The sequence below is a fragment of the Bacillus alkalisoli genome (assembly GCF_002797415.1).
In the GTDB taxonomy this organism is placed as follows: Bacteria; Bacillota; Bacilli; order Bacillales; family Bacillaceae_I; genus Bacillus_CD; species Bacillus_CD alkalisoli.
The window spans coordinates 1759432-1782098 of sequence record NZ_KZ454944.1 but is presented as its reverse complement, the minus strand read 5'-3'; the positions used below and the strand labels follow the sequence as shown (position 1 = coordinate 1782098).

Here is a 22667-nt window from a genome sequence, read left to right as displayed (position 1 = left end):
ACCCTTGAGTTAACCAAACTATTATAAATATATTATACCATAAATAAAGAACGAATGTTCTGTTTTAGTCACTTTCCAAGTTAAATAGCTTTCCTAAATAATCTCTAGATTATACCCTCTTTCAGCAGATTCGAACATTGCTTCCACCGCTTTCTACGATACTATCCCATCTTCCTTATATTATATTAAATTACTTTCTTCTCCATAGCGACTAACTTCTTCTGCTTTGCCTGTAAAGGTATTAAAGTTCCTATCAACGCTACGAAACTACTAGCAAGTAATATTCCACTTACTCCACTAAACGCGAAGACGGCTAATAAGCCAAAGATTAAAAGATCAAATGCCGAGTCTAATACAGAAATTAATGAAAGGGTTGTTGCCCGGATATTTGATGGGATGAGGTCATTTTTTAACTGCGAATAGATTGGATCTCGTATTGCTTGTCCAAGTCTTAGGACGAAAAACGCACCAATAATAACCCAAAGCATTTCTCCAAAAACTGCTGATAAAAATAGACCTGCCGCGGCCAAACCACCAGTTACACCCATCAAGAGTTTTCTAGAAAATTGGCTTGTAAACCAGCCTACAGATTGTGAAATGACAAATCCGCCAACTGCCGCAATTGCATATATTACTCCTATCATCACGACTGGTAAGCCAGCGTTTGTAAATATTGGTTGATTGAAAGCTTCATAGACAGAATCTGCTGCAATAAACACAAGTGTGAAGTTCATAAATAAAAGCAATAATGTAGGTGCTTTTTTAATCGCTTTTATTCCAGACACTACTTGCGTAAACGGGTTATCACGATAGAATGCACTGTTTTTTGGACTTTTTACGTGAAAGATTAATAGTAACTCGAATAAATGGAATATTAATCCTAAGCAGAGTAAAATGACAAACTGTTCGTTGTGCAAATCTCTCGCTAAATAAGCACCAAACAGGACTGCTAGAATCATAGAGACAAATCCAGCCGATTGTATTTTCCCCATCGCCCTGTCCATTCGGTGATGATCGTTATCTTCTTTCAACGACTCATATATTAGTGCTTCATCTGCTCCTGAGAAAAAAGTAACCGCAAATCCGTTTATCGCACTAAATAGAAAGAACATCCATGGGTCATATGCGAAAATAAGCAAAATAATACTACTTATCTTCAAGAGAACTCCAATAAGGAAGGATACTTTTGCACCGAATCTATCGGCCACAACCCCACCAGGCACTTCTCCCAGTAAAACAGCTCCACTCCAAAATAGTTGAAGAAAGAGAATATGTACAGGTTCTAACCCTCTTGCAAAATAAAACAACGTCAAAACTGGCGCAATAAAATTAATCGTGCCAAAAAAGCGTACCCAAAACATGACGCGAATGTTGTGTGATGAGATGGTTCTTCTTTTTTTCATGGTTTCTCCTAATCTTTCCTTTACACTTACTTTCAATTAAAATAGCGATTCAATATGTATATTCTACATTAATTGCCAAATACCCTCAAAAAAAGTGCTAGAGTATCAGAAGAAACTCTTAGCACTTTCTATATTAACTATAATTTGGAATTTAATACTTTTGTAATGTAATAGTCCAATTTGATCCAGTTCCAATGTTATATGCTTTCGCAAAAGAACCTTGATTAATAGCAATTGCCATATTATCTAGCGAATTTACGTATACAAGTGGTTGGCCAATTCTCGTATCTGCAAAAGATTTGCCATATGTCATTTGGTTCGAATATATTTTTCTATTACCATGCTTAATCATTACTTCTACAATGTCTCCATAGGAGATCCCTTGAGTTTCAAAAAGTTCACGGCTTATATTACTCCAGAGGTTTCCGAAACGAATATCTAGTATGTCTATTATTCCTATTATTTTATCATCCTTTATTTCCGCATCATTACAGCAAAGGCTTACCACTGATTGGACTGGAATAGTTGGTCCGACTTCTTGGTAGGATATTTTGTTAGCTGCTAACCTTGCCGCTGTATACGCATAAACATCTCTACCATGAAAAGTATGAGAAGCACCTGATTTAGGTAGGCGATTTACTTTTTCATCAATTTCTCGTACTTCTTCAATACCAATACTACGATGGATATGTGTCAATGTTCCATTATCTGGTGTAACAATATATTGACCACTAATTGTTTTCACCACTACACTTTTCCGGTCAGACCCAACGCCTGGATCTACAACTGATACGAATACAGTACCTTCTGGCCAATAACTAACTGTTTGGAACAATCGATAGGAAGCTTCCCATATGTTGAATGGAGGAATATCATGAGTAAGATCAAAAATAGTCAAGGTTGAATCCACCGACTGGGCCACCCCATACATGGCGTTTACAGCCCCATCACTTAAACCAAAATCTGATTGTAAAACCAATGCACCACTCATCCTGTTGTAGCTCCTTTCTATTAAAACAACTCACTTTGTCCATATTATGCGCTTGAACATAAACAAATTCCTAATTGGGACTGGCCAGCTTCTATCATGACACACGTAACCGTTTACTTTTACTAACAAAAAAACCGATCATGTTTAAAACACAATCGGTTCATCTGACCATTGTTCATAATGGACACTTTATTTCTATTAAGCTAGTTTTCTCTTTCTTTTAAACAAGATAAACATCACACCTACTAGTAGTAATCCTAACCCTATTAGTATCGTGTTATAGATTGTTGTTGCTGTACCAGGAAGTTTTTTACCGTCTTTTGCTGGAGTTGAACCATCCTTTGTTTTATCTTTCTTAGTTTCCTCTTTTGTTTTTGGTGCTTTAGTCTCTTCTGGTTGTTTTCCAGTTGTTGGTGGCTCTTCACCTGTAGCTGGATTTTCTTCATTTACCGGTGGTTCTTCACCTGTTACTGGTTCCTCTTCTTCAACAACTTCAAAAACACCATAAATACTAAAATGGTTTACTGATGCAGAAACTTCATAGTAACCATTATCTAAATCTGTAATAGTAGTCGCTTTCACTTCACGATTACCCTGGCTGTCTACATATATAACTTTTAATAATTTTTTATCTGTCACTTTAGATGCTTCTACTAGGAAAGATACATTTACTGTTCCGGTTAAGTTGGAAATTTCAATATCATACACTTTACTTTTTGCATCTGTAAATTGGGCTGTCACATCTTCTACCGTGTAAACAAAGTCTTCCTCTAATTTTAATGCAGAAAGCGGAATGTTTATTTTTTGCCCATCTAATTCAATTAATAACTTCGCGTTTTCTAGTTCTTGAGATAGAATTTGTAATGCTGCAGATGTGATAGATTCTCCGTTACTTACAACAAGTGTGTTACCTTGCTCTTTTATTAAATCCATATTAAGGTCTTCTACTGTGATTACTTTTGAATCATTTTCTACGTTTTCTACTTCTTCTCCTACTGCAGCATAAATACTGTTTGCAAGTAGGCGGTAACTATGTTCTGTGTGAGCACGGAATGCTAAGGAATTGGCGAATAACGTAATCGTTGTGTTTTCTAATTCTTTTGTAAAGGCCATTATTTTCCTTTTTGCACCGTCGTGTTTTGGCCACCAACCAGATACATAAAAATCATCTTGATCGCTAAATGAAGCTAATACTTCCGCTCCTTCTGGAACAGAATTAATCCATGATCCAGATGTAACGTATAATAATTCATTTTCGTTGTAACCAGCAGTTAATAAGTGATTATTTACTTTAGCATGAACTAACCCTTCATGTGTACCATTTGTAAATCCGTAAGAATAACCAGGAAGTAAACCGTTGTTTTGAACTGCTAGTAAAGCTGAACGGCCAATACCAATATACGATTTTCCAGCGATGTTGTTAACATTGAATGAGTTGTTATCACTTACAACGACATCTGAAGAAGCGACATCTACAACGTTAAATCCAAGCTCTTTAACCGAATATAAAAGTTGTGCAGAACCCGTTACTGCAACATTTGGTTTTGATAGTTTGTTCGTTTTCATATTTTTGGTGTTTACTAGAGATGTTGCTTCAAAATAAAACACATTTACATATGGTAGTAAGTCTGCAGAGTTCACAATGAAATCGCCTTTATTAACCCCACTATTCGTTTTTAATGCTACTTGCACTTCTTTACCATTTTTCAGTAGTTCATTAACTAATTTAATTGTATCGTTGTTTGAATTTTTTAACGCTTGTTTTGGTGTATTTCCTACAATTGTACCTTTCGTTAATTCAACTTTTGCTAATTCTACTGTTTTTGTAAAAGCACCAGAAGTTCTAATTTCATGAATATCAAAACCTCTTAAAGCAGGGAAGTTTACGACAATCGGATCATACATAGCTCCCCAATCAGATACATCATCGCCTTTATAAAGAACTGCGTTTGCTAATCCGCGTTTTGCTTGCTTCATAGGGACTACAAACGTTCCTTTTGGATATGTAGTTCCATTTACTGTAGTAGATTCTGTCGTTTTTTCTACTTTCACACCGTTACGAAGTAAGTATTGAACCATTTTTTCTGCTTCTAATACATTCTTTTGGTTTTTCCCAGTAGGAATTACGTAATAATCTGGGAAGAAGCTTTCGTTCTCTCCTCGTACACGTCCGATTGATTCGCCTTTTGCGTTAACATAATATGGATCAACGGCACGATTGTCCTCTCCATTAACCCCACGTTTAAATATTTCTAATTGCTTCTTATATAGTTCGTCTTTGTTTTCTGTTACAAATAATGTTGCTCCGTAACCTGTACCAACCATCGCATGTAGGGAATCTTGGCTTAAAGTTGGCACTTCAATCGTATGTCCAAGGGATCCGTGTAACATAGAGAATACAGCTGTATAAGCTGGTGTCATGTCATCCCAACCATCATCCCAACTTAGCTTAGGAATGAAATAAGAAGTTAAGTTTGAGTTACCTACACCCGCTTTACCCATCGCATGTGCTTGAGAAATCATGCTTCCATGTAACAAATCATATTCAAAGTTCGGATTATGAGGTGGAGTAGTTGGTTCAATTAAGAAACCATTTACATAACCATGCATATCAAGGAACGATAACGGTGTCCATTTTGCAATAACTTCATTTACTGCTTGAGTTTCTACTTGTGTTTGATAAGCATTGTCACGGTTTAAATCGAAACCATTAACATTTGCTCTCGTATTTGCCACTCTTCCATCTGGATTGCTTGTGAATAAATAAAGCATAATCACATCTTCTAACACTTCATCTACATTTAATGTAACTTGTTTTTCTTTATTTTCTTCATCAGATGTTGTAAACGTTACTTCTTTTTCTAATGCAAATTTCTTGAACAATTCAACTTGCGCATCTACCCCTTCTACTTCATCAGGGTGGATGTTGTTAAACCAGATCGGAACTTGGTAATCTTTCATTGTTCCATTTTGTAGCTTTTCTATTAAACTTGCAGGATTCTCTAGTGCTGTTGGTAATGTTTCATTTAAATATTTGTCTACTGCTGCTTTGTCTTTTGCTAATACTACGAAATGTATGTCACGACCTTCAACAGATTTACCTACTGATTCATATTCTATGTAGCGACTGTTTTCTACATCTGCACTCGCTTTTGCAAATACTTCATCAATTGCTGGCTTTATTTCTTCGTTGAATAAAAATTCATCATATACATTCCATTTAACTGTTGTTGCTACTTTTTCATTTGTATCTTTGTTAATTAGAGCTAACTCATAATCTCCAATTAATTGAGGATATTGTACACGAATCGTTCTATTAGATAGATTTGTCGTGTTAAATGGTAAGCCAAATTCTAATGTTGCTTTTACTACCGTAGTGTCTTCAACAAAATGCGGTGCTTCTACTACCGTAATGATTGGTGCACCGTTAAAGTTTGTGCCACTAGTCCACTTTTTCCATTCTGAAAGATCTTTTCCTCCGAATGTGAACTTCAGTTGGCTTAAATCTACATTCTCACCAAAGTCAGCTTGTACTTCTACCGTTCTTACTTCAGTAAAAGAAAAAATCGACTTACTTACTTCTAATTCTATAGCTTGTGTAACTTCTTGTGTGTAGTTTGCTTGTACTGTCGGTGTAATAGGTACGTACAGAGATACAAGCAATACAATTGCGGTAAATAATGAAACTATTCTTTTCATCTTTTTCTACAACTCCTATTTTTTAAGATTACTAGAAAAGAATAGCAGATTACTTCGAGTTTGGAAAGAATAAATATACATTTTTATTAATAAATATTTAAACACTACTTTTTACCCATACTCTTTATTAAATGTGAACTCAAAAAAAGTCGAGGTAACTAGTACCTCGACTCTTTCCACTAATTATTAATCTAGATTCCACTCGAATGACAGATCACCACCATTCAGGCTTTTTAATTTTGATTGTGTAAGGATATTTAGGATGCTGTAAGGTTTTTTCTATATCCCCTTCTACCTCTATCATAAGTGGGTCTATTTGTGATTCCTTACTAGTCGGATACCAGTGTCGACCTTTTATCACTAATACGCATACGCCTAATTCATCACCAAAAAAACGGAACGTATCACTTTCAGAGTTAATTAAACTAGGGATACTATTTAATTATTGACTCATTTCTTCCACTGAATGTGAAGGAATGCCTATTTCACAAATATCATAAAAGCCATCGATTTGATGGTCATATGGATTTTCCCTCTCTAAAATTTCAAATACATTTCCACTAGGATCTAGAAAGTATAATTGTTTTCCTTTCCAAAACATGCTCGTATTTCCATCTTCATTTTGCAACAATGCCCCTAAATTGTTTAATTTATTATACATTGCATCAAAGTGCATAGAGTTTGTTCTGAAAGCTACGTGATAATATGTTTTACTTCCACCTTCTTGTAAAAAAGTTAAATGAGACTTACCGACTTGAAATGTTACACCACTTTCCCATTTACGTACTATGGGAAGCTCTAAAACGTTGTTGTAAAAAGCAATTGTGTTGTGTAACTCAGATGTTTTTAATGTTATTTTCAATATTTTCATTTCGTTCACCCCTTACAAATACTTTAACAGGAAAAACAAAGTTAGTATTGCAGCTTTAGAATGTATTACTTCTACTACTTTAGTTGTAAGGGGTTTGATCGTTCGTTTGAAAAAGAAATCCCCCATCACAAGTAAGATTACTTACGACAGGGTATCGTTTAGTTTGCACAGTACGTTTAATTAATGATTTTCTCCGACTTCAAGTAAAAATTTGTTTACCACTTGTAAGAATTCATTAGTTTCTTCTATGTATGGCATATGGGCACTTTTTTCAAACACATGGAACTTGCCATTTGGCGTTAATGAGCTAAAGTATTCCGTTGATTTCGGTGTTGCTTCATCATAACGACCACATGTGTAAAGAGTAGGAACTTGAATATTTTTTAATTCAGACGTACAATCAAAATCTTTTAGATTGCCTGTTACATGAAATTCCGATGGGCCCCACATCGTATTGTATACTTCTGGATTTCTATACTGTTGGCCCTTTTTTAGAAACTCAGGAATTGGATCCAGTCTACATACAAAATGCTGATTAAATATTTTCGTTGCTTCTTTGTATTCTTCTGAATCGGTAGTTCCATTTTCCTCACACTTCTTTAATGTTTGTTGCACTTCAACAGGTAACAATTTTCTATTTTCCTCTTGGTCTTCCGCCCATAATGGTGCACTTAGGCACGGGCTAGAAAAGATAATACTCTTCACTCCATCTGGTTTTTTTAAATAATACGCTGCTGCAAGCGTTGTCCCCCAAGAGTGACCTAAAATATGAAATTCTTCTAGTGAAAGTGCCTCTTTTATTTGTTCTAATTCCTCTACAAATCTTTCTAGATTCCATAAGGATTTGTCTGATGGACGATCCGAATTCCCACAACCTAGTTGATCATATAAAATGACTGTACGATTTTCAGATAGTACTTTTAAACCTTGTAATGAGTAATGCGACGAACCTGGACCACCATGTAACACAATGACTGGTGTTGTATTTTTTTCACTCTCATGTTTTTGATACCAAACTTTCCCACCAGTAACTTCAATGAATCCTTCTTTTATAGTTGTCAAATTAATTCTCTCCTTTAATGTCTATACGTTATTTTTATATTCTAACTATAAATTTACTAAATGGCTATTCATTACATTTCTACCTATATCTAAATTGTACAACCTATTGTTAATTCCCTTTATATTTCAATTCTTTATATTCTTTAAAATATAGAACCTACTTTCCAAAAAAGTGTTGTATACTATTTCGTAGTACGAAATTTAAATAAATCTTATCTTAGGAGACGGTGAATATGATACATAAGATTGAGATAGATGAAAGAAATATACACGGTTCATTTAGTAAAGACTATGAACCTATTTTAACGGTTCAGTCTGGAGACTCGATACAATTACAAACTCTAGATATTCAATGGGGCTATTCGGGTTCAGAGGGAACCGAAAGAAAAATATATCAGTCAAGGGAAAAAGAAGAAAAGCCAGGACATCCTATCTTTGGTCCGATTGCAGTAGAAGGTGCTAAGGCTGGTATGGTGTTGGAAGTTAGAACAAATGACCTTAAACCAGGTTGGTATGGTGTGAATTGGGCTGGTGGAGGGAAAAGTTGGCAAAATGAAAAGTTAGGTTTAGTTGACTGTGAGGGTATTCAGTTAGACTGGAAACTTGATGCAAAAACAATGACAGGTTGTTGTGATATTGATGGACGTGAGTTTCGTGTTGGGCTTTCTCCATTTATGGGATTAATGGGCGTAGCGCCTGCAGAGCCTGGCGTTCATAGGACCTCACCTCCTCGTTATTGTGGTGGAAATATTGATTGTAAAGAATTAGTAAAGGGTAGCAGCTTATTCTTACCAATTGCTGTTGATGGAGCTCTTTTTTCTATTGGAGATGGGCATGCCCTACAAGGTGATGGAGAAAGTTCTGGTACAGCAATAGAATGCCCGATGGATTTTGTAGATGTCACACTTATTTTGCATGAGGATATGGACTTGAATCTTCCGAGAGCGAAAACTCCCTCAGGATGGATTACGTTTGGATTTCATGAAAATTTAAATGAAGCAGCAGGCGTAGCATTAGATGAAATGGTTAAGCTAATGCAAGATTTGTATGGTATTAGTAAAGAAAATGCCACTGGTTTAGCCAGTGTCGCGGTAGATTTACGCATTACGCAAGTGGTGAATGGGGTAAAAGGCGTACATGCGGTTTTACCTTATGGGGCAATACGATAAATACGAGGCTGGAACTAATAAGCCTACGTGACGTTCTTCTTCTCTTAAATGTTTGTTTTAGTTCTACTTCATAAAGACTATGAAGTTCATCTGGCTTTAAAAATTTGTTCCACTTGAACTTCATATAGCCTATGAAATTCATCTGGCCTGAAAAATTTGTTCCACTTGAACTTCATCTGGCCTATGAAGTTCAATCGGCCTTAAAAATTTGTTCCACTTGAACTTCATGAAGGTGATGATGTTCTTTTGGAGAGAGTAATCTCGAACAATCTTTCGTATTGGCTTAAACCTTTGTTCCATCAGTAAGTAGAGACCCGAAAGAACAAAAAAATGTTCTTTCGAGCCTCTTTCATTTCATTCACCTGGATTTGTCCCAGCCTTGTTTACTATATTTTCCCTACCGCTACAATAATCTCCCTTGTAAACGAACCTTTTTTCACTTCTCCTCTATCCACAATCCTAAAGCCTGCTTCTTGCAAAATTTCATCGATCGGTTCAACAGTTATAATAACGAGTTTTGGAGCAAAGCTATATGTACTTTGTAGCATTTCTAATTGTTCCTGTGGAGTTATAACCGAACAAAGGTTATAAGGTAAGTCTATTATTGCAACATCATATTTTTCTGTAATGTCACGAATGTCTTTTACTATGACGGAAGTATGGTAACCGAAATGGGCAATATTTTCTCTCGCACTCGGAAGGATCAAATGATTCACATCGCTTCCAACCATATTAATATTCATAGATAATGCTTCCACTAATACAGTACCTACTCCACAACAAGGATCAATCGCTTTTATAGAAGTTGGGTTAGGTTGTGGAACTGCGATGTTTACTACCGACCTTGCCACTCTCGTGTTCAATGCAACGGAGTAGCTGTTCGGTTTGTTTTGATGATGAAGCCATACAGCCTCACTTTTATGGTAGTATCCTAAATACCAATGATCGTTATGTTGGATTAACCCGTATGTTACATCCGGATTTAATAAATCTGGCTCTCCAGGTACTTGCATTCCTACTACTCTTTCTAAGTCACGTCTTTTTTTGAAAGAAGCCTTTTCTGCTTCTGTATGGTCTACATTATGAACATACTTCACTTTATACGTTTGTTCAGTTTCTGTTAGAGCTTTCGCTTTTTCGATTAACTCTTGAAAATGTGTTGCTTTAATTAGTACATCTATTCGCTCCCGAATAAAGGGACTTCTACTCGGGTTAAATTCTATTGTGCTTTCAAAACATCTTTCTTCAGATTGCATTCCGAAAATGGTTCGTTTTTCTAAGTCACACAGAGAACTTTCATTTGGTTCACACGTGTAGTTGTATACGTAATTTAAGATTGTATTCAAAATATATAGTCCTTCCATCTTCCGTATTCTAGTTCATTATACAGTAGATTTATGCAGCAGGTACAATAGAAAAGAGAGTTATCGCCTCTTTCTCGATAGCTCTCTTCTTAATTAGTTTATATTTAGGAACGTCGTTATTGTTCTTACATCTTGTTCCCCGTCTGTGTAGTAAAACTCTACTTCGTCCTTCTCATTAATAGACTCTACTTGTTCCTTTGCTAAATCTGATAATTGATAAGCAATTGGGTTACCATCTACGATAATTTCTACTGTATGGCTGTCAGCTAAACCTACTAATACCCCTTCAGCTCTAACTAATGTGGAGTTTTCCACTTTAACATCCATAGAAACTTTTGTTTGCTCTTTATCCGCTGTTAAAAATACTTCGACTACATATTCGCCATTTACAAGATTCTCGATAATAAACTCAAAGAATAGCTCTTCACCTTTTGCCAAAGTTACTTCTTTTATTGCTTGAGTAGCCATTATGTCGTCAGATAGTTGGATTATTTTGTTTCCGCTTTTGTCAAATAAAATGTAATCCGCTTCTAAGCTACTTGGGAAAGTTAGTTTTTGTTCTGTTTCGGAAGTGTTTTTCACTTTATAGCGAACTATTACCTTTCCGTTCTCTTCATTTGTTTCAATCGTTGTATGGAATGGATTTTTTTCTTTGTCTGATCCATTGCCACTTCCAGATGAATTTGTACTTAACCCACAGCCTACTAGTAAACTAAATGTGAGTAAAAACGATAGGAATAAACATAATTTTCGTGTAATCATTTTTATGACCCCTTTTATTTATTTTTGTTTTTCTTTTTCAAATCTATAGACGTAGGGGTTGGAGAAATAGTTACTTGTTTTAAAAAACTTTTTTTGCTTTAGGAAAGACCGCTGTTGATTAAGATGAAGATTTAAAAATAGCATTAATATTCCAACGTGAATAAGTTGATTTCAGCTGTAGGTGTGAGACTCCTGCGGGAAAGCGCGTCAAAGGAGATCCCACAGGCGCAAAAGCGCCGAGGAGTAGGTTTTTTTCACGATAGTGAAAATAACCTTCCTTTTTACCGCTCGCGGAAAACGAACACCTACAGCTGAAATCAACGTTTAATATACAATTCGTACTATTTAAGTTAATTTTCCTGTATAATATTTCGTAATACGAAAAAGTTTAGGTGGGTTTGTTTTTATGAAATTAAATAACTTGTTGCGTTTAATTGAGACCATGGCGATAGGCGTTATTGGTGGGTATATATTTTTCTTGCTTAACTTACCTCTTCCGTGGGTTCTTGGTGCTTTGTCTTTTATTTTAGTATGGCAAGGTGTAACAAAGAGAGAGGTTTATTGGCCGAATATATTAAAAAACTCCGGATTTATGATTCTTGGAATCTATTTTGGATTATATTTTACAATGGATACGTTCTACACGATTGGGCCATATATTTTTCCATATTTATTATCAACAATCGTTCTTATTGCCTGTAGTATCGCAGTTGCTATTTACGTAACGAAATGGATACAAGTAGACAAAGTTACTAGTGTGTTTGGATCCATACCAGGTGGTTTATCGGAAATGGTGATTGCAAGCGAAGCTCTTAACGCAAAGACTTCGTATGTAGTCATTTTTCAAACAGTAAGATTAATGACTGTTTTATTTACTGTTCCTGCTTTTATTATGTATTTTTTTAGCGTACAACAAACAAGTACCGCCGCACTTACTAATCAAGCTGGAACATCTTCTCCATATACCTATTTCCTATATTTGATTCCTGTCATAGTTGGGGTTTTAGTTCGGGATAGGTTGCCAGCAGGGATAGTTGTTGGTCCATTAGCTGTTGTAGCTTTTTTAAATATTGGTGTTGTGGAAATGGCATCCATTCCTTCTATTCTATTAATTTGTGCACAAGTATCAGTTGGGGTTGGATTAGGAAAAAATATATCTTTTGAAGATCTAAAGTTAGGTGGGAAATATAGTTTCGTCTATTTTGGTGTTTCCTTGTTATTGATCCTTATTTCTTTTGCTTTAGGAGGTTTGTTAGCGTATTTCACTAGTTTAAATTTAGCTACCGCTATCTTAAGTATAGCGCCAGGTGGTTTAATTGAGATGGTTTTAACAGCCTCATTTGTTGGAGGAGATCCTGCGGTTGTAAGTGCCCTTCAACTAATTCGCATCTTAATTATTATTCTATTTGTGCCGACCGTTTTAAAATGGTATTTTAGGAAGGAAGTTATCCGACGTGTGGCATAGGTTTTAAAGGCGTGCCATATTATTTCATAAAAGCAGTATGTGATGGAGGTTTTTTATGACGCTAGATGCCTTTTTGATGGGGATTGCTTTTATATTAATACATCTACTTGCGAATAAATTCATTCCCTCTAATCGTATACACCGTTTGAAATGGTTTTCTTTCTCTGGCGGGTTAGCCGTTTCTTATGTTTTTGTGTATGTGTTACCCACTCTACATAAGGAGCAAATTCTAGTAAAGCAATATTATGATCATTTAACGATGCCATCTGAATTATATTTTGTTGGCTTGGTTGGAGTTTTAATGTTCTACGGAGTTCAAAAAGTTGTTAGAAAAGCTCAAATGGATAACAAGACGGAAAAAGCGAGATCTCTTTTTTGGCTTCAAATATTGTTTTTTGGAATCTACAATATGTTAGTTTCTTATACGGTTATTTCTCATAATGTTGCTGGAATACAAGCTATTTTTTACGGGCTAGCAGTGGGGATGCATTTTATTGCTGTAGCTCACGACTTATGGAGAGAATATGCGGATATCTATAATAAGGTTGGAAGATATGTACTAACTTTAGGGATTGTTTTAGGTTGGGGCATGGGGATGTTGTTAAATTTGTCTCCTGTTATGGAATCTATCATTTTTGCCTTTATTGCTGGAGCGATGATATTAAACGTCCTTAAGTACGAATTGCCACCTGATAATGAAGCGCATTTTTTTACTTTTTTAATTGGGGTTGTATCTTATACTACGATTACGATGTCATTAAAGCTATTTTTTCAATGGTAAAAATAAAGAACTGGCCGAGGCACCATTTTGCCTCGGCTTTGTTATTTTAATACACTTGCTGCAAAAACACATTGGCGTTACATTCCGCTGCATTCCACTTTAGGTTTTAAACATAGTTACAGCAATAATCATTACGAAAATGATATTTAATATCCTCTACTAAAGTCCACACTGTTAATTAAATCTAAATTGTTTTCTATTCTTTCAAGCGTGTCTAAAAAGCATGCTATTGCTTCTCCTATTTCTGTTACCGCCGAAATGTGTGGGGTGATTGTTACATCTTCTCTACTCCAAAGTTCCGATTGTTCAGGTAATGGTTCTGTGGTTAACACGTCAAGAACGGCGTGTGCTACATTTCCATTGTTAAGAGCTTCTATTAAAGCAAGTTCGTCCACAGTCGCTCCTCTACCAACGTTAATAAAAGATGCTCCATTCATATTTTCAAAGAACCTCTTATTAAAAAGTTCTTTCGTGTCTTTTGTTAGCGGCAGTGTACTTATAATCCAATCTGCTTTCTCGACAAAGGAAGAAGCTTCTTCTACTTTCACAATTTTTCTGAAATGTTCTTTTTGCTTGCCACTTTGGGAAACCCCGTGTACTTCAGCACCGAAATAGCTGAAAGTTCTCGCTACTTCTTGTCCGATTTCACCTGTTCCGTAAACAAGGATGGACATATCTTTTATCATTTTAGGCGTTTTTGGTATCCATTTTTTGTAATGTTGATTTTCAGCAAAAAAGGTATGAAGCTGAAGGTCTTTTAAAATGTAACTTAAACAATATTCACTTATTCTTTGACCGAAAGAAGAAACTGTTCTTGTTAGGAGGATTTTGTTTTGTTCCCACCCTCGAATTTCTAAGAAGTTGTTAACTCCGGCGTTAAATGTATGTACCCAATTGAGATGTTTTAGATTAAAATTTTCACATGGTTTTGAACCAACATAGACATCTGCCCATTTTAGGTCTTCAATCGTAATCTTTTCTAAAGGGATAAATCGATAGTTATGATTCGTTTCGTTTGGTAACTGTCTATTAAATTGTTCTTCATAGATTCCAGCAACAAGAATGTTTTCGATGACCATTTCTCCTCCACCTTTGTATGTATATGCTTTTATTATAATTTATTTAAGGCTAGAGTGTCATTTATTAACCTGGATTTTTGCAATAACGCTTACCTCTAAACTTGTTCATTTTGGACTCTGCTTCGGTCACTTTGCACCCGACTTCGGTCACTTTGTACCCGGCTTCGGTCACTTTGCACTCCGCTTCGGTCACTTTGTACCCGGCTTCGGTCACTTTGCACTCCGCTTCGGTCACTTTGCACTCCGCTTCGGTCACTTTGACTCTCGCTTCGGTCACTTTGCACCACGCTTCGGTCACTTTGACTCTTACTTCGGCACTTTGACTCTTACTTCGGCACTTTGCATCAAGCTTCGATCACTTTGCACCACGCTTCGGTCACTTTGCACTCCGCTTCAGTCACTTTGCACCACGCTTCGGTCACTTTGCACCCGGCTTCGGTCACTTTGACTCTTACTTCGGCACTTTGCATCAAGCTTCGGTCACTTTGCACTCCGCTTCGGCCACTTATGTTGTAATTATTCGTTTCTCATATAGTAGAAAAAACAAAGTGAAACGGAATCAATTAATAAAACGAAATTAGCTATTGAATAAGCGGAACGCCATCTTGAAGTTAACTCACACAAAAAACCAATTACTCAATGAATAGTAATTGGTTCAACTGTTACCCTTTGTATTTAACCACTTGTTGATTACATCCAAAAACTCATTAGGATTATCTAACATTCCCATATGAGATGTTTCTGTATCTCTAATTGTTACATAATTAGAAGGGTTTGATGTTTTGAATTCTCCATCCCAATTATCTCGGGTACCACGGATAATTAAAAATGGAATATCCAATGTATCAAGAAGTATCGTTTGATTCGGTCGATCTCTCATCGAAATTAGCGCTCTAATAGCACCCTCTTTGGATGTTTGCTTTGCTAATTGAATTGCTGTTTGAATGTCATTTATATTACCTTGTTCACAAAAGTAACTCTGTATTCTTGCTTCTGCAAAGGAAGGAATACCTTCAATTTTTATAACCTTTATATTCAGTTCTCGAGTTTTTTTCGTTTCTGTATCATCAGATGCTGGGGTAGAATATACAGCGGCAGCTCTAAATAAATGTTGTTTATACTTATCTGCTGCAGCATAAGTGATATACCCGCCAAATGACTGACCTATCCATGTTGCTTTTGGAATGTTTAAATGGTGAAGAAGTTTTAAGATTTCTTCCGCATAATTATATACAGTGTGAACTGTGTCTGGCAGCTTCGATTTCCCATGCCCTGGCAAATCTATCGCGATAACATCATTCGTTTCTGCTAGTTTGTCAATAACTTTATTATAATCTTCATGCGTTCCAAGAAAACCATGAATTAACACTAAGGGTTCTCCACTACCTTTTCTTATATAATGTAACATATCTTTCACCTCATACTTTATTAGCTATTATAGTATAGCTATTTAATTACTTTTTTAAGCAAAAGGAGTTTAATTTTTCAGACAAAATAGACAATCTAGAAGAAGGGCAAAACAAACATAAAAACATGGTCAAGTACAATACCATGTTACATACAAATGTAAGAACATATCTACTAATACTGAAAACGAATTTTGCGGAAGAAATGGATCTACTATAAAAAACTATCTATTAAATGAGATAGGTTTTTTTAATTTACCATCTGTTACAACACAATAAACTCATGTACTAATACAGAGTGTCGAAATTTAGGGAGCAAACATTCTTAAAAGCTATAATACTCTTAAAATATATATTTTGTACATAAATCTGTTGTATTTCCAATCTCCTCCTGTTACAATTTAGTTGTAAAATTATTTGAATTATCTAAATTTTACAACAACGAAGTTTCATAATGTATTTCTAGTAACCGAAAAACGAATATTAACTAGTTAATGCTTGGTAAATATAAACATAATAAGGACAAATCACAGTATTAACAATTGATATTCTTTTTTCAGTAAACGAAATACAATGATGAACTCAACTGAACTAAAAATTACTACATAAGATTGGAGGAATCTTTTTTGACACAGTTACCTAAAGTAAATGACTTAGGTTTTTTTGAAATTCGTCTTGAGTCGATTGGTGGATTAGGGGCTAACTTAGCTGGAAAAATGTTATCAGAAGATGGCGTTGTTGGAAACGGTCTAAATGGCGTTGGTTTTTCTTCCTATGGTTCAGAAAAAAAGGGATCACCAGTTAAAGCACACATTCGTTTTTGTGATCCTGACACTACTATTCGCGACACCACACCTATTGAACGTCCTCATGTAGTCGGAATATTCCACGATGCACTTTTTAAAACAATTAATTGTACAAGCGGTATTTATCCAGACAGCAACATCTTAGTAAACTCAAAAAAATCCCCAGAACAACTGAAAGAATTAATGAACATTCAAGGTGGCGTCATTGCGGTTGTTGATGCAACGGAAATCGCCTTAGAAGAACAAACGAAAGTGAATACAGCGATGTTAGGTGCACTATACAGAGTTTTAAATTTTTTAGATCCTGAATCGATGCGCAATACGATTCGCCGAACGTTTGAAACAAAATATCCTCACCTAGTAGAGCCTAACATCCGAACGTTTGACAGAGGTTATCATGAAGTTGAGTTTAAAACTTTTGATGCTCCAGAAGGTTTAGATGTTGCTCCTTTCTTACGACCTGAGCCTATACTTGGTTACAAAACACAACCAATAGGGGGCATGGTCATAAACCCTGGAAATAGTATTTTAAAAGATTTAAGTATTTCTCGAGCTGGTATGCTCCCTCATTTTCATGACGATAAATGTATTAATTGTGCTGCTTGCGATACAGTTTGTCCTGATTTCTGTTTTGTATGGGAAGAAAAACCGGATAAGCGTGGTCGCCCACAAATGTTTTTACAAGGTATTGACTATCAATATTGTAAAGGCTGTTTGAAGTGTGTACACGCCTGCCCTGTGGAAGCGCTTACAGAAGAACGTGAACATGATGATGGGTACGCTGAAAAAAATCGAGTTCCCCATTTGTTTCAATTAGTAAAATGAGAGAGTGATTATATAATAGAAAGGTGGATTTCCGTTGAGCATAGATGTAAAAAGTGAGAATAAAAGTCCTCATACTGGCACTGTGGAACAAAGTGTCGTTTTTGAATCAGGTAATGAAATGGCGGCTTATGCTGCTCATCAAATTAACTATCATGTAATGGGTTATTATCCAATCTCCCCTTCTACTGAGGTTGCGCAATTTTTAGATGGGATGAAAGCTAAAGGAGAACATGATATCGTATTAATTCCTGCCGATGGAGAGCATGGTTCTGCTGGTATTTGTTACGGTGCTTCTACTGGTGGTGGACGAGTATTTAATGCCACTAGTGCAAACGGCTTTTTATTTATGCTTGAGCAATTACCAGTTCAATCTGGCACGCGCTTTCCGATGGTACTTAATCTAGTAAACCGTTCTGTCTCTGGGCCGTTAAATATTCATGGAGACCATTCCGATCTTTATTTTGCCTTAAATACAGGATGGCCAATTTTAATGGCAAGAGACCCTCAGATTGTATATGATATGAACATTTTAGCTATTAAACTAGCAGAAGATCCAGAAGTTCGCTTACCAGTTATTGTTTCGTTTGACGGTTATTTTACTTCACATCAAAAACGTCGTGTAAAAGTGCTGAAAGATAAAAAGGATGTTCAATCCTTTATTGGACCAGTCAGAACGGACTTCCCTCACACATTAGATAGAGAAAACCCTGTTACTGTTGGCCCTTACATGAATGAACCGGATTACATTAATAACTGTTATCAGCAGTCAGAGGCAATGTATAATGCGGAACGGGTTTTTGAGCGTATTTCTAAAGAATACGCGGAGCTAACAGGTCGTGAATATCCAGTTCTTGATTTGTATCGAATGGAAGATGCTGAGGTTGCCGTGTTTATGCTGAACTCGGCTGCTGAAGTTTGTAAGGATGTTGCAGATCGCTTCCGTGAGCAAGGGGTAAAAGCTGGGGTCATCTCTCCAAATATGATCCGACCTTTCCCACAAAAGCAATTAGCGGAAGTGTTGAAAAATGTAAAAGCTGTAACCGTTGGAGATCGTGCTGACTCTTATGGAGCACATGGCGGTAACATGGCACTTGAAGTTCGTGCAACTCTTCAAACGTATGGAAACATAAATACGAAAGTAATTAATCGAGTTTACGGTTTAGGTGGCAAAGATTTTTATGCCGATGATGCGGAGAAGTTTTTTGAATTAGCTCTTGATGCTGTTGAAGTCGATATGGTGGAAAAGCAATTTGATTATTATGGGCATACTCCAGGTAATCCTGAACTAGCTCCAAAACGAGTGGTTGAACCTTTGAAAAAAGAAGATTTAAAAACTGGGTTAATTACCGTTACGCCTGATCAAGATACCGGTGAGTTGAAAGTTAAAATACCACCGTTACGAAGTTTAACGAAAAAACCTAAACGTATCGCTTCTGGTCATGGCGCATGTCCTGGCTGTGGAATTTTCTCTGGGTTAGAATTGTTCTTTAAAGGAATCGAAGGTGACATTGTTGCCCTTTTCCACACTGGTTGTGCGATGGTTGTTACGACGGGTTATCCTTATAGCTCTCATAAAGCTACGTACATTCATAACCTTTTCCAAAATGGTTCAGCTACTTTATCAGGACTTGTGGAAATGTTCCATGAACGAAAACGTCGTGGCGAGTTTGAAGAGCTCGGATTGAGCGATGACTTTACTTTCGTGATGGTAACTGGTGACGGCGGTATGGATATCGGAATGGGGCCAGCAATTGGGACTGCTTTACGAAACCATAAAATGATCATTTTAGAATATGATAACGAGGGATACATGAATACAGGAAGTCAGCTCTCCTACTCTACACCGATGGGACATATGACGAGTACTTCTAATGTTGGTAGTTTCCAAAATGGTAAACCGTTCCATCATAAAGACACTGCCCAAATTATGTCTGCTACTCATATTTCCTATGTTTTCACTGGCACAGAAGCTTTTGATCGTGACTTATTGAAAAAAGCAGCGAAAGCACAATGGTACGCACAAAATGTCGGTCTCGTGTATGGGAAAATATTAATCACTTGTCCTTTAAACTGGAAGTCAAAAGACCATCTTGGTCAGTCGATTGTGGAAGCTGCGGTTAACTCTTGCTTCTTCCCTCTTTATGAAGTGGAACGTGGCATTACAACGGTAACGTATAATCCGGAAGAAAAGAACAAGCGAATTGACGTAACTGGTTGGTTAGAGATGATGGGGAAAACCAAACATTTACTAAAGGAAGAAAGCAAAGAAATGCTTCAAATGTTTAACGATGAAGTGGAACGCCGCTGGCAGCAATTGAAAGCGAAGCATGAGAGTCCCTATTTGTAGGACTAAGAATAATCCACTAGAGTTTTTTCTTGAAAGCCTCTTAGAATAAAAAGCGTGCCGGTTGTATGACCGCTTTACGCGGGGGAGGCGATGCCTGCTGGGGCACAAGGGCTACGTGGGGTCTCACCCTCCTGCCCTCTCCCGCAGGATAAGAAAGGCTTCGAGAGCGATGCATCGCACGAAGAAAATACGTATGCATTTTCGAGGAGTCAACCATACAACCGGCACTTTGATATAATAATCTCTATTTTTAGTCTAAACAAACACACTTAGTCAGCTTCACCTTCTTCCTATTACCTCCCATCCCCCTTTTGAATGATAAATTGTTTATTTAGAATGCAATTTTTGCTATCTTTCTTCATACACTTCTTGTAGAGGTGATTAAAATGACTAGAGTAAAATATACTGACAAAGACATTGATTTAATGGCAAGGATGATGAGGGCTGAAGCCGAGGGCGAAGGGCAACTTGGGATGCTTATGGTTGGGAATGTCATTGTGAATCGATTAAAAGCCGATTGTTTAGATTTTTTAGATTTAAAGTCTGTAAACGATGTGATATTCCAAATACAAGGAGGGAATTATTCGTTTGAAGCAGTACAAAAAGGAAATGTCTTTTATAATAGAGCGAGAGAGCAAGAGAAAAGATTAGCGAAACGAACGTTAGATTATTGGAGAGAGCAGCCTTCTAAGTTTGCTCTTTGGTATTTTAATCCGTATGCTCCATGTCCCCCTACATGGTACAATCAACCATTTGCAGGACAATATAAGCAACATTGTTATTACGAACCAATTGCTGATACATGTGAAGGTGCTTATAGATGGTAGGTTAGGACTTCTAGGAGACTGTTATTTTGAAAATGTTGAGACGACTCACAACTTGTGTATTCGTCTTTTTTTTGTTCATTCCTTCTTCTTTCATCCTTGTCTTCCCTACTTCATCGTGTCAGATGACTTGTTTCATACATAGGTTAATAACGGAGCACAAGTAGAATAGGAGGCTTCCCTCTAGATGAAAGCAGAAAACTATATTAAGCAAACCTTACACCTGCACAATATTCCTGTTATTGAGAACGATTTACCGTATATTTTCGATGTTTTAACTACTATTTATAAAGAACAGACCAACCTTACCATTTTTCCAAATCTAAATGAAGAAGTACCGGTTGTCGTTGTGGATCCTGGAGTGATAAAACATGACTAACTTATATAATTTAACGGCAACCGAACTTTCACCTTTAATACAATCAAAACAAGTTTCTCCTGTAGAATTAATGAAGTCTATCTTAACTAGAATCGAAGAAATGGAACCACGGATAAATGCGTATATAACATTAACTCCTGAACTAGCATTGCAACAGGCTAAAAATGCAGAAAATCTCATTATGAAAGGTTTTAATCAAGGGCCTTTACATGGGATTCCAATTGGAATGAAAGATAATCTATATACTAAAGGAATTCGCACTACGGGTGGCTCTGCAACACTAGAAAAATTTAAACCTGACTATAATGCAACGGTAGTTAAAAAGTTACTAGGTGCTGGAGGTGTGATGACTGGGAAACTTAATATGCATGAATTTGGGGGAGGTCTAACAAATACGAATCTGGCTTTTGGAAATACAAGAAATCCGTGGAATGAAAACTTTATGCCAGGTGGGTCTAGTGGCGGAAGTGCCGCAGCAATAAAAGCAGGTTTGACAACACTTGCTACAGGGTCTGATACATTTGGTTCCATTAGAGTTCCTGCATCGATGTGTGGTATTTACGGATTAAAACCGACTTACGGACTTGTTAGCTCTAACGGTGTTGCTCCTCTTGCATGGAGTTTAGACCACGTAGGTCCAATGGCGCGATCCGTTAGCGATTTAGCTTTAATGCTTAATGAAATGGCAGGTTACGACCCTAAAGATCCTGGAAGTATGAAAACAACTAATCACGACTATACAAAAACAATAGGAAAAGGAATAAAGGGAGTGAAAATTGGAGTACCTTCTTTCTTCATGAAAGGTCTTGAACCAGATGTAGATAAATTGTTCAAAGCCGCTGTATTAAAGCTTGAACAATTAGGAGCTAAAATGGTAGAAATAGAAATTCCTGAATTGTCTATGTCTTCGTATGCTAACTATGTTATTACGACAGGTGAAGCTTCTAGCTATCATTATGAAAGACTTCAAGAACAGTCAGAGAAATTCGCAGATGATGTTCGTATTTTTTTCCAAACAGGAGTCATAACAAATACACCACAATACGTTAGAGCTCAACAAGTGAGACGAAAGTTAACCGACGCATTTAATAAGGTTTTTGAAAAGATTGATATTCTTGTAGGACCTACGATTCCTATTGTGCCAAAGCCATTTGCTGAGAATTTCGTTGAGCAAAACCTTTCCGTTACGGAAAAGTGCATGCCATTTACTTCTCCAGCAAACAATACCGGGACACCAAGTTTATCCGTTCCAATAGGTTTAGCTTCGAATGGGCTGCCAGTTGGAATGCAGTTGATTGGTGCTCACTTTTCTGAAAAACTTTTATTACAAGTTGGAGCCCGTTGGGAAAAAACAAATCCTTTAGTTGAAAAACGATAGAATATTTTTTACTTTTTAGAACAAGAAGGTCCCCAATTTTACTTTGGGGACTTTTA

Annotated in this window: 18 protein-coding genes; 8 read left to right on the top strand and 10 right to left on the bottom strand. The window is 36.5% G+C overall.

Annotation, left to right across the window (positions count from 1 at the left end):
- Positions 1-185: 185 nt before the first annotated feature.
- From CDZ89_RS08705 to CDZ89_RS08685, 5 genes are all read right to left on the bottom strand, one after another.
- Positions 186-1403 carry an MFS transporter gene (locus CDZ89_RS08705; RefSeq protein WP_096153900.1) on the bottom strand — a complete coding sequence of 406 codons (1218 nt, stop codon included), beginning with the start codon at positions 1401-1403 and terminating at the stop codon, positions 186-188.
- A 151-nt stretch (positions 1404-1554) separates the two neighbouring features.
- On the bottom strand, positions 1555-2394 hold the full coding sequence (locus CDZ89_RS08700) for an SAM hydrolase/SAM-dependent halogenase family protein (protein ID WP_096153899.1): 840 nt from the start codon (positions 2392-2394) through the stop codon (positions 1555-1557).
- Positions 2395-2592: 198 nt separating this feature from the next.
- Complete coding sequence (locus CDZ89_RS08695; RefSeq protein WP_198508235.1) at positions 2593-6093, bottom strand: M14 family metallopeptidase; 3501 nt, start codon at positions 6091-6093, stop codon at positions 2593-2595.
- 442 nt (positions 6094-6535) lie between these two features.
- Positions 6536-6964, bottom strand: a complete 429-nt coding sequence (locus CDZ89_RS08690) for a VOC family protein (RefSeq protein ID WP_100333535.1) — start codon at positions 6962-6964, stop codon at positions 6536-6538.
- Between the two features lie 180 nt (positions 6965-7144).
- Positions 7145-8026 carry a proline iminopeptidase-family hydrolase gene (locus tag CDZ89_RS08685; protein WP_227521470.1) on the bottom strand — a complete coding sequence of 294 codons (882 nt, stop codon included), beginning with the start codon at positions 8024-8026 and terminating at the stop codon, positions 7145-7147.
- 233 nt (positions 8027-8259) lie between these two features.
- Between CDZ89_RS08685 and CDZ89_RS08680 the strand changes: the two genes are divergently transcribed.
- The gene (locus CDZ89_RS08680; RefSeq protein WP_096153895.1) at positions 8260-9195 is read left to right on the top strand and encodes an acetamidase/formamidase family protein; all 936 of its coding nucleotides are present in this window, start codon (positions 8260-8262) and stop codon (positions 9193-9195) included.
- A gap of 386 nt (positions 9196-9581) precedes the next feature.
- On the opposite strand, the gene CDZ89_RS08675 is transcribed toward CDZ89_RS08680, so the two are convergent.
- Both CDZ89_RS08675 and CDZ89_RS08670 read right to left on the bottom strand, forming a co-directional pair.
- Positions 9582-10541 carry a TRM11 family SAM-dependent methyltransferase gene (locus CDZ89_RS08675; RefSeq protein ID WP_227521469.1) on the bottom strand — a complete coding sequence of 320 codons (960 nt, stop codon included), beginning with the start codon at positions 10539-10541 and terminating at the stop codon, positions 9582-9584.
- Positions 10542-10652: 111 nt separating this feature from the next.
- Positions 10653-11321 carry a BsuPI-related putative proteinase inhibitor gene (locus CDZ89_RS08670; protein WP_100333534.1) on the bottom strand — a complete coding sequence of 223 codons (669 nt, stop codon included), beginning with the start codon at positions 11319-11321 and terminating at the stop codon, positions 10653-10655.
- A 406-nt stretch (positions 11322-11727) separates the two neighbouring features.
- Here CDZ89_RS08670 and CDZ89_RS08665 point away from each other — a divergent pair, with 406 nt between their 5' ends.
- The gene (locus CDZ89_RS08665; RefSeq protein ID WP_176483708.1) at positions 11728-12786 is read left to right on the top strand and encodes an AbrB family transcriptional regulator; all 1059 of its coding nucleotides are present in this window, start codon (positions 11728-11730) and stop codon (positions 12784-12786) included.
- A 55-nt stretch (positions 12787-12841) separates the two neighbouring features.
- Complete coding sequence (locus CDZ89_RS08660; protein WP_096153889.1) at positions 12842-13567, top strand: hypothetical protein; 726 nt, start codon at positions 12842-12844, stop codon at positions 13565-13567.
- 146 nt (positions 13568-13713) lie between these two features.
- Here the strand turns inward: CDZ89_RS08660 and CDZ89_RS08655 are convergent, their stop codons facing one another.
- From CDZ89_RS08655 to CDZ89_RS08645, 3 genes are all read right to left on the bottom strand, one after another.
- Positions 13714-14646: a D-2-hydroxyacid dehydrogenase gene (locus CDZ89_RS08655; RefSeq protein WP_096153887.1), complete on the bottom strand. Its 933-nt coding sequence runs from the start codon at positions 14644-14646 to the stop codon at positions 13714-13716.
- Between the two features lie 64 nt (positions 14647-14710).
- Positions 14711-14944 (bottom strand): hypothetical protein, encoded by a 234-nt coding sequence (locus tag CDZ89_RS19615; RefSeq protein WP_157842703.1) that lies wholly within the window; start codon positions 14942-14944, stop codon positions 14711-14713.
- A gap of 357 nt (positions 14945-15301) precedes the next feature.
- The gene (locus CDZ89_RS08645; protein ID WP_100333532.1) at positions 15302-16054 is read right to left on the bottom strand and encodes an alpha/beta fold hydrolase; all 753 of its coding nucleotides are present in this window, start codon (positions 16052-16054) and stop codon (positions 15302-15304) included.
- Between the two features lie 624 nt (positions 16055-16678).
- Here CDZ89_RS08645 and CDZ89_RS08640 point away from each other — a divergent pair.
- The 5 genes from CDZ89_RS08640 (at position 16679) to CDZ89_RS08615 (ending at position 22611) form a co-directional block, all read left to right on the top strand.
- Positions 16679-17683 (top strand): 2-oxoacid:acceptor oxidoreductase family protein, encoded by a 1005-nt coding sequence (locus CDZ89_RS08640; protein ID WP_100333531.1) that lies wholly within the window; start codon positions 16679-16681, stop codon positions 17681-17683.
- Positions 17684-17717: 34 nt separating this feature from the next.
- Positions 17718-20030 carry a thiamine pyrophosphate-dependent enzyme gene (locus CDZ89_RS08635; RefSeq protein WP_100333530.1) on the top strand — a complete coding sequence of 771 codons (2313 nt, stop codon included), beginning with the start codon at positions 17718-17720 and terminating at the stop codon, positions 20028-20030.
- Positions 20031-20416: 386 nt separating this feature from the next.
- Positions 20417-20857, top strand: a complete 441-nt coding sequence (locus CDZ89_RS08625) for a cell wall hydrolase (RefSeq protein ID WP_096153876.1) — start codon at positions 20417-20419, stop codon at positions 20855-20857.
- 184 nt (positions 20858-21041) lie between these two features.
- Positions 21042-21233, top strand: coding sequence for a hypothetical protein (locus CDZ89_RS08620; RefSeq protein ID WP_100333528.1), 192 nt, complete (start codon positions 21042-21044; stop codon positions 21231-21233).
- Positions 21226-22611, top strand: a complete 1386-nt coding sequence (locus tag CDZ89_RS08615; protein ID WP_100333527.1) for an amidase — start codon at positions 21226-21228, stop codon at positions 22609-22611. Before CDZ89_RS08620 ends, CDZ89_RS08615 begins: the two co-directional genes overlap by 8 nt.
- Positions 22612-22667: the final 56 nt, after the last annotated feature.

Bases quoted from the DNA above. Each gene is read 5' to 3' on its own strand.
- CDZ89_RS08655 (WP_096153887.1), bottom strand. From the start codon at position 14,646: ATGGTCATCGAAAACATTCTTGTTGCTGGAATCTATGAAGAACAATTT.
- CDZ89_RS08625 (WP_096153876.1), top strand. From the start codon at position 20,417: ATGACTAGAGTAAAATATACTGACAAAGACATTGATTTAATGGCAAGG.
- CDZ89_RS08645 (WP_100333532.1), bottom strand. From the start codon at position 16,054: ATGTTACATTATATAAGAAAAGGTAGTGGAGAACCCTTAGTGTTAATT.
- CDZ89_RS08660 (WP_096153889.1), top strand. From the start codon at position 12,842: ATGACGCTAGATGCCTTTTTGATGGGGATTGCTTTTATATTAATACAT.
- CDZ89_RS08700 (WP_096153899.1), bottom strand. From the start codon at position 2,394: ATGAGTGGTGCATTGGTTTTACAATCAGATTTTGGTTTAAGTGATGGG.
- CDZ89_RS08680 (WP_096153895.1), top strand. From the start codon at position 8,260: ATGATACATAAGATTGAGATAGATGAAAGAAATATACACGGTTCATTT.
- CDZ89_RS08665 (WP_176483708.1), top strand. From the start codon at position 11,728: ATGAAATTAAATAACTTGTTGCGTTTAATTGAGACCATGGCGATAGGC.
- CDZ89_RS08695 (WP_198508235.1), bottom strand. From the start codon at position 6,093: ATGAAAAGAATAGTTTCATTATTTACCGCAATTGTATTGCTTGTATCT.
- CDZ89_RS08705 (WP_096153900.1), bottom strand. From the start codon at position 1,403: ATGAAAAAAAGAAGAACCATCTCATCACACAACATTCGCGTCATGTTT.
- CDZ89_RS08615 (WP_100333527.1), top strand. From the start codon at position 21,226: ATGACTAACTTATATAATTTAACGGCAACCGAACTTTCACCTTTAATA.
- CDZ89_RS08620 (WP_100333528.1), top strand. From the start codon at position 21,042: ATGAAAGCAGAAAACTATATTAAGCAAACCTTACACCTGCACAATATT.
- CDZ89_RS08690 (WP_100333535.1), bottom strand. From the start codon at position 6,964: ATGAAAATATTGAAAATAACATTAAAAACATCTGAGTTACACAACACA.
- CDZ89_RS08670 (WP_100333534.1), bottom strand. From the start codon at position 11,321: ATGATTACACGAAAATTATGTTTATTCCTATCGTTTTTACTCACATTT.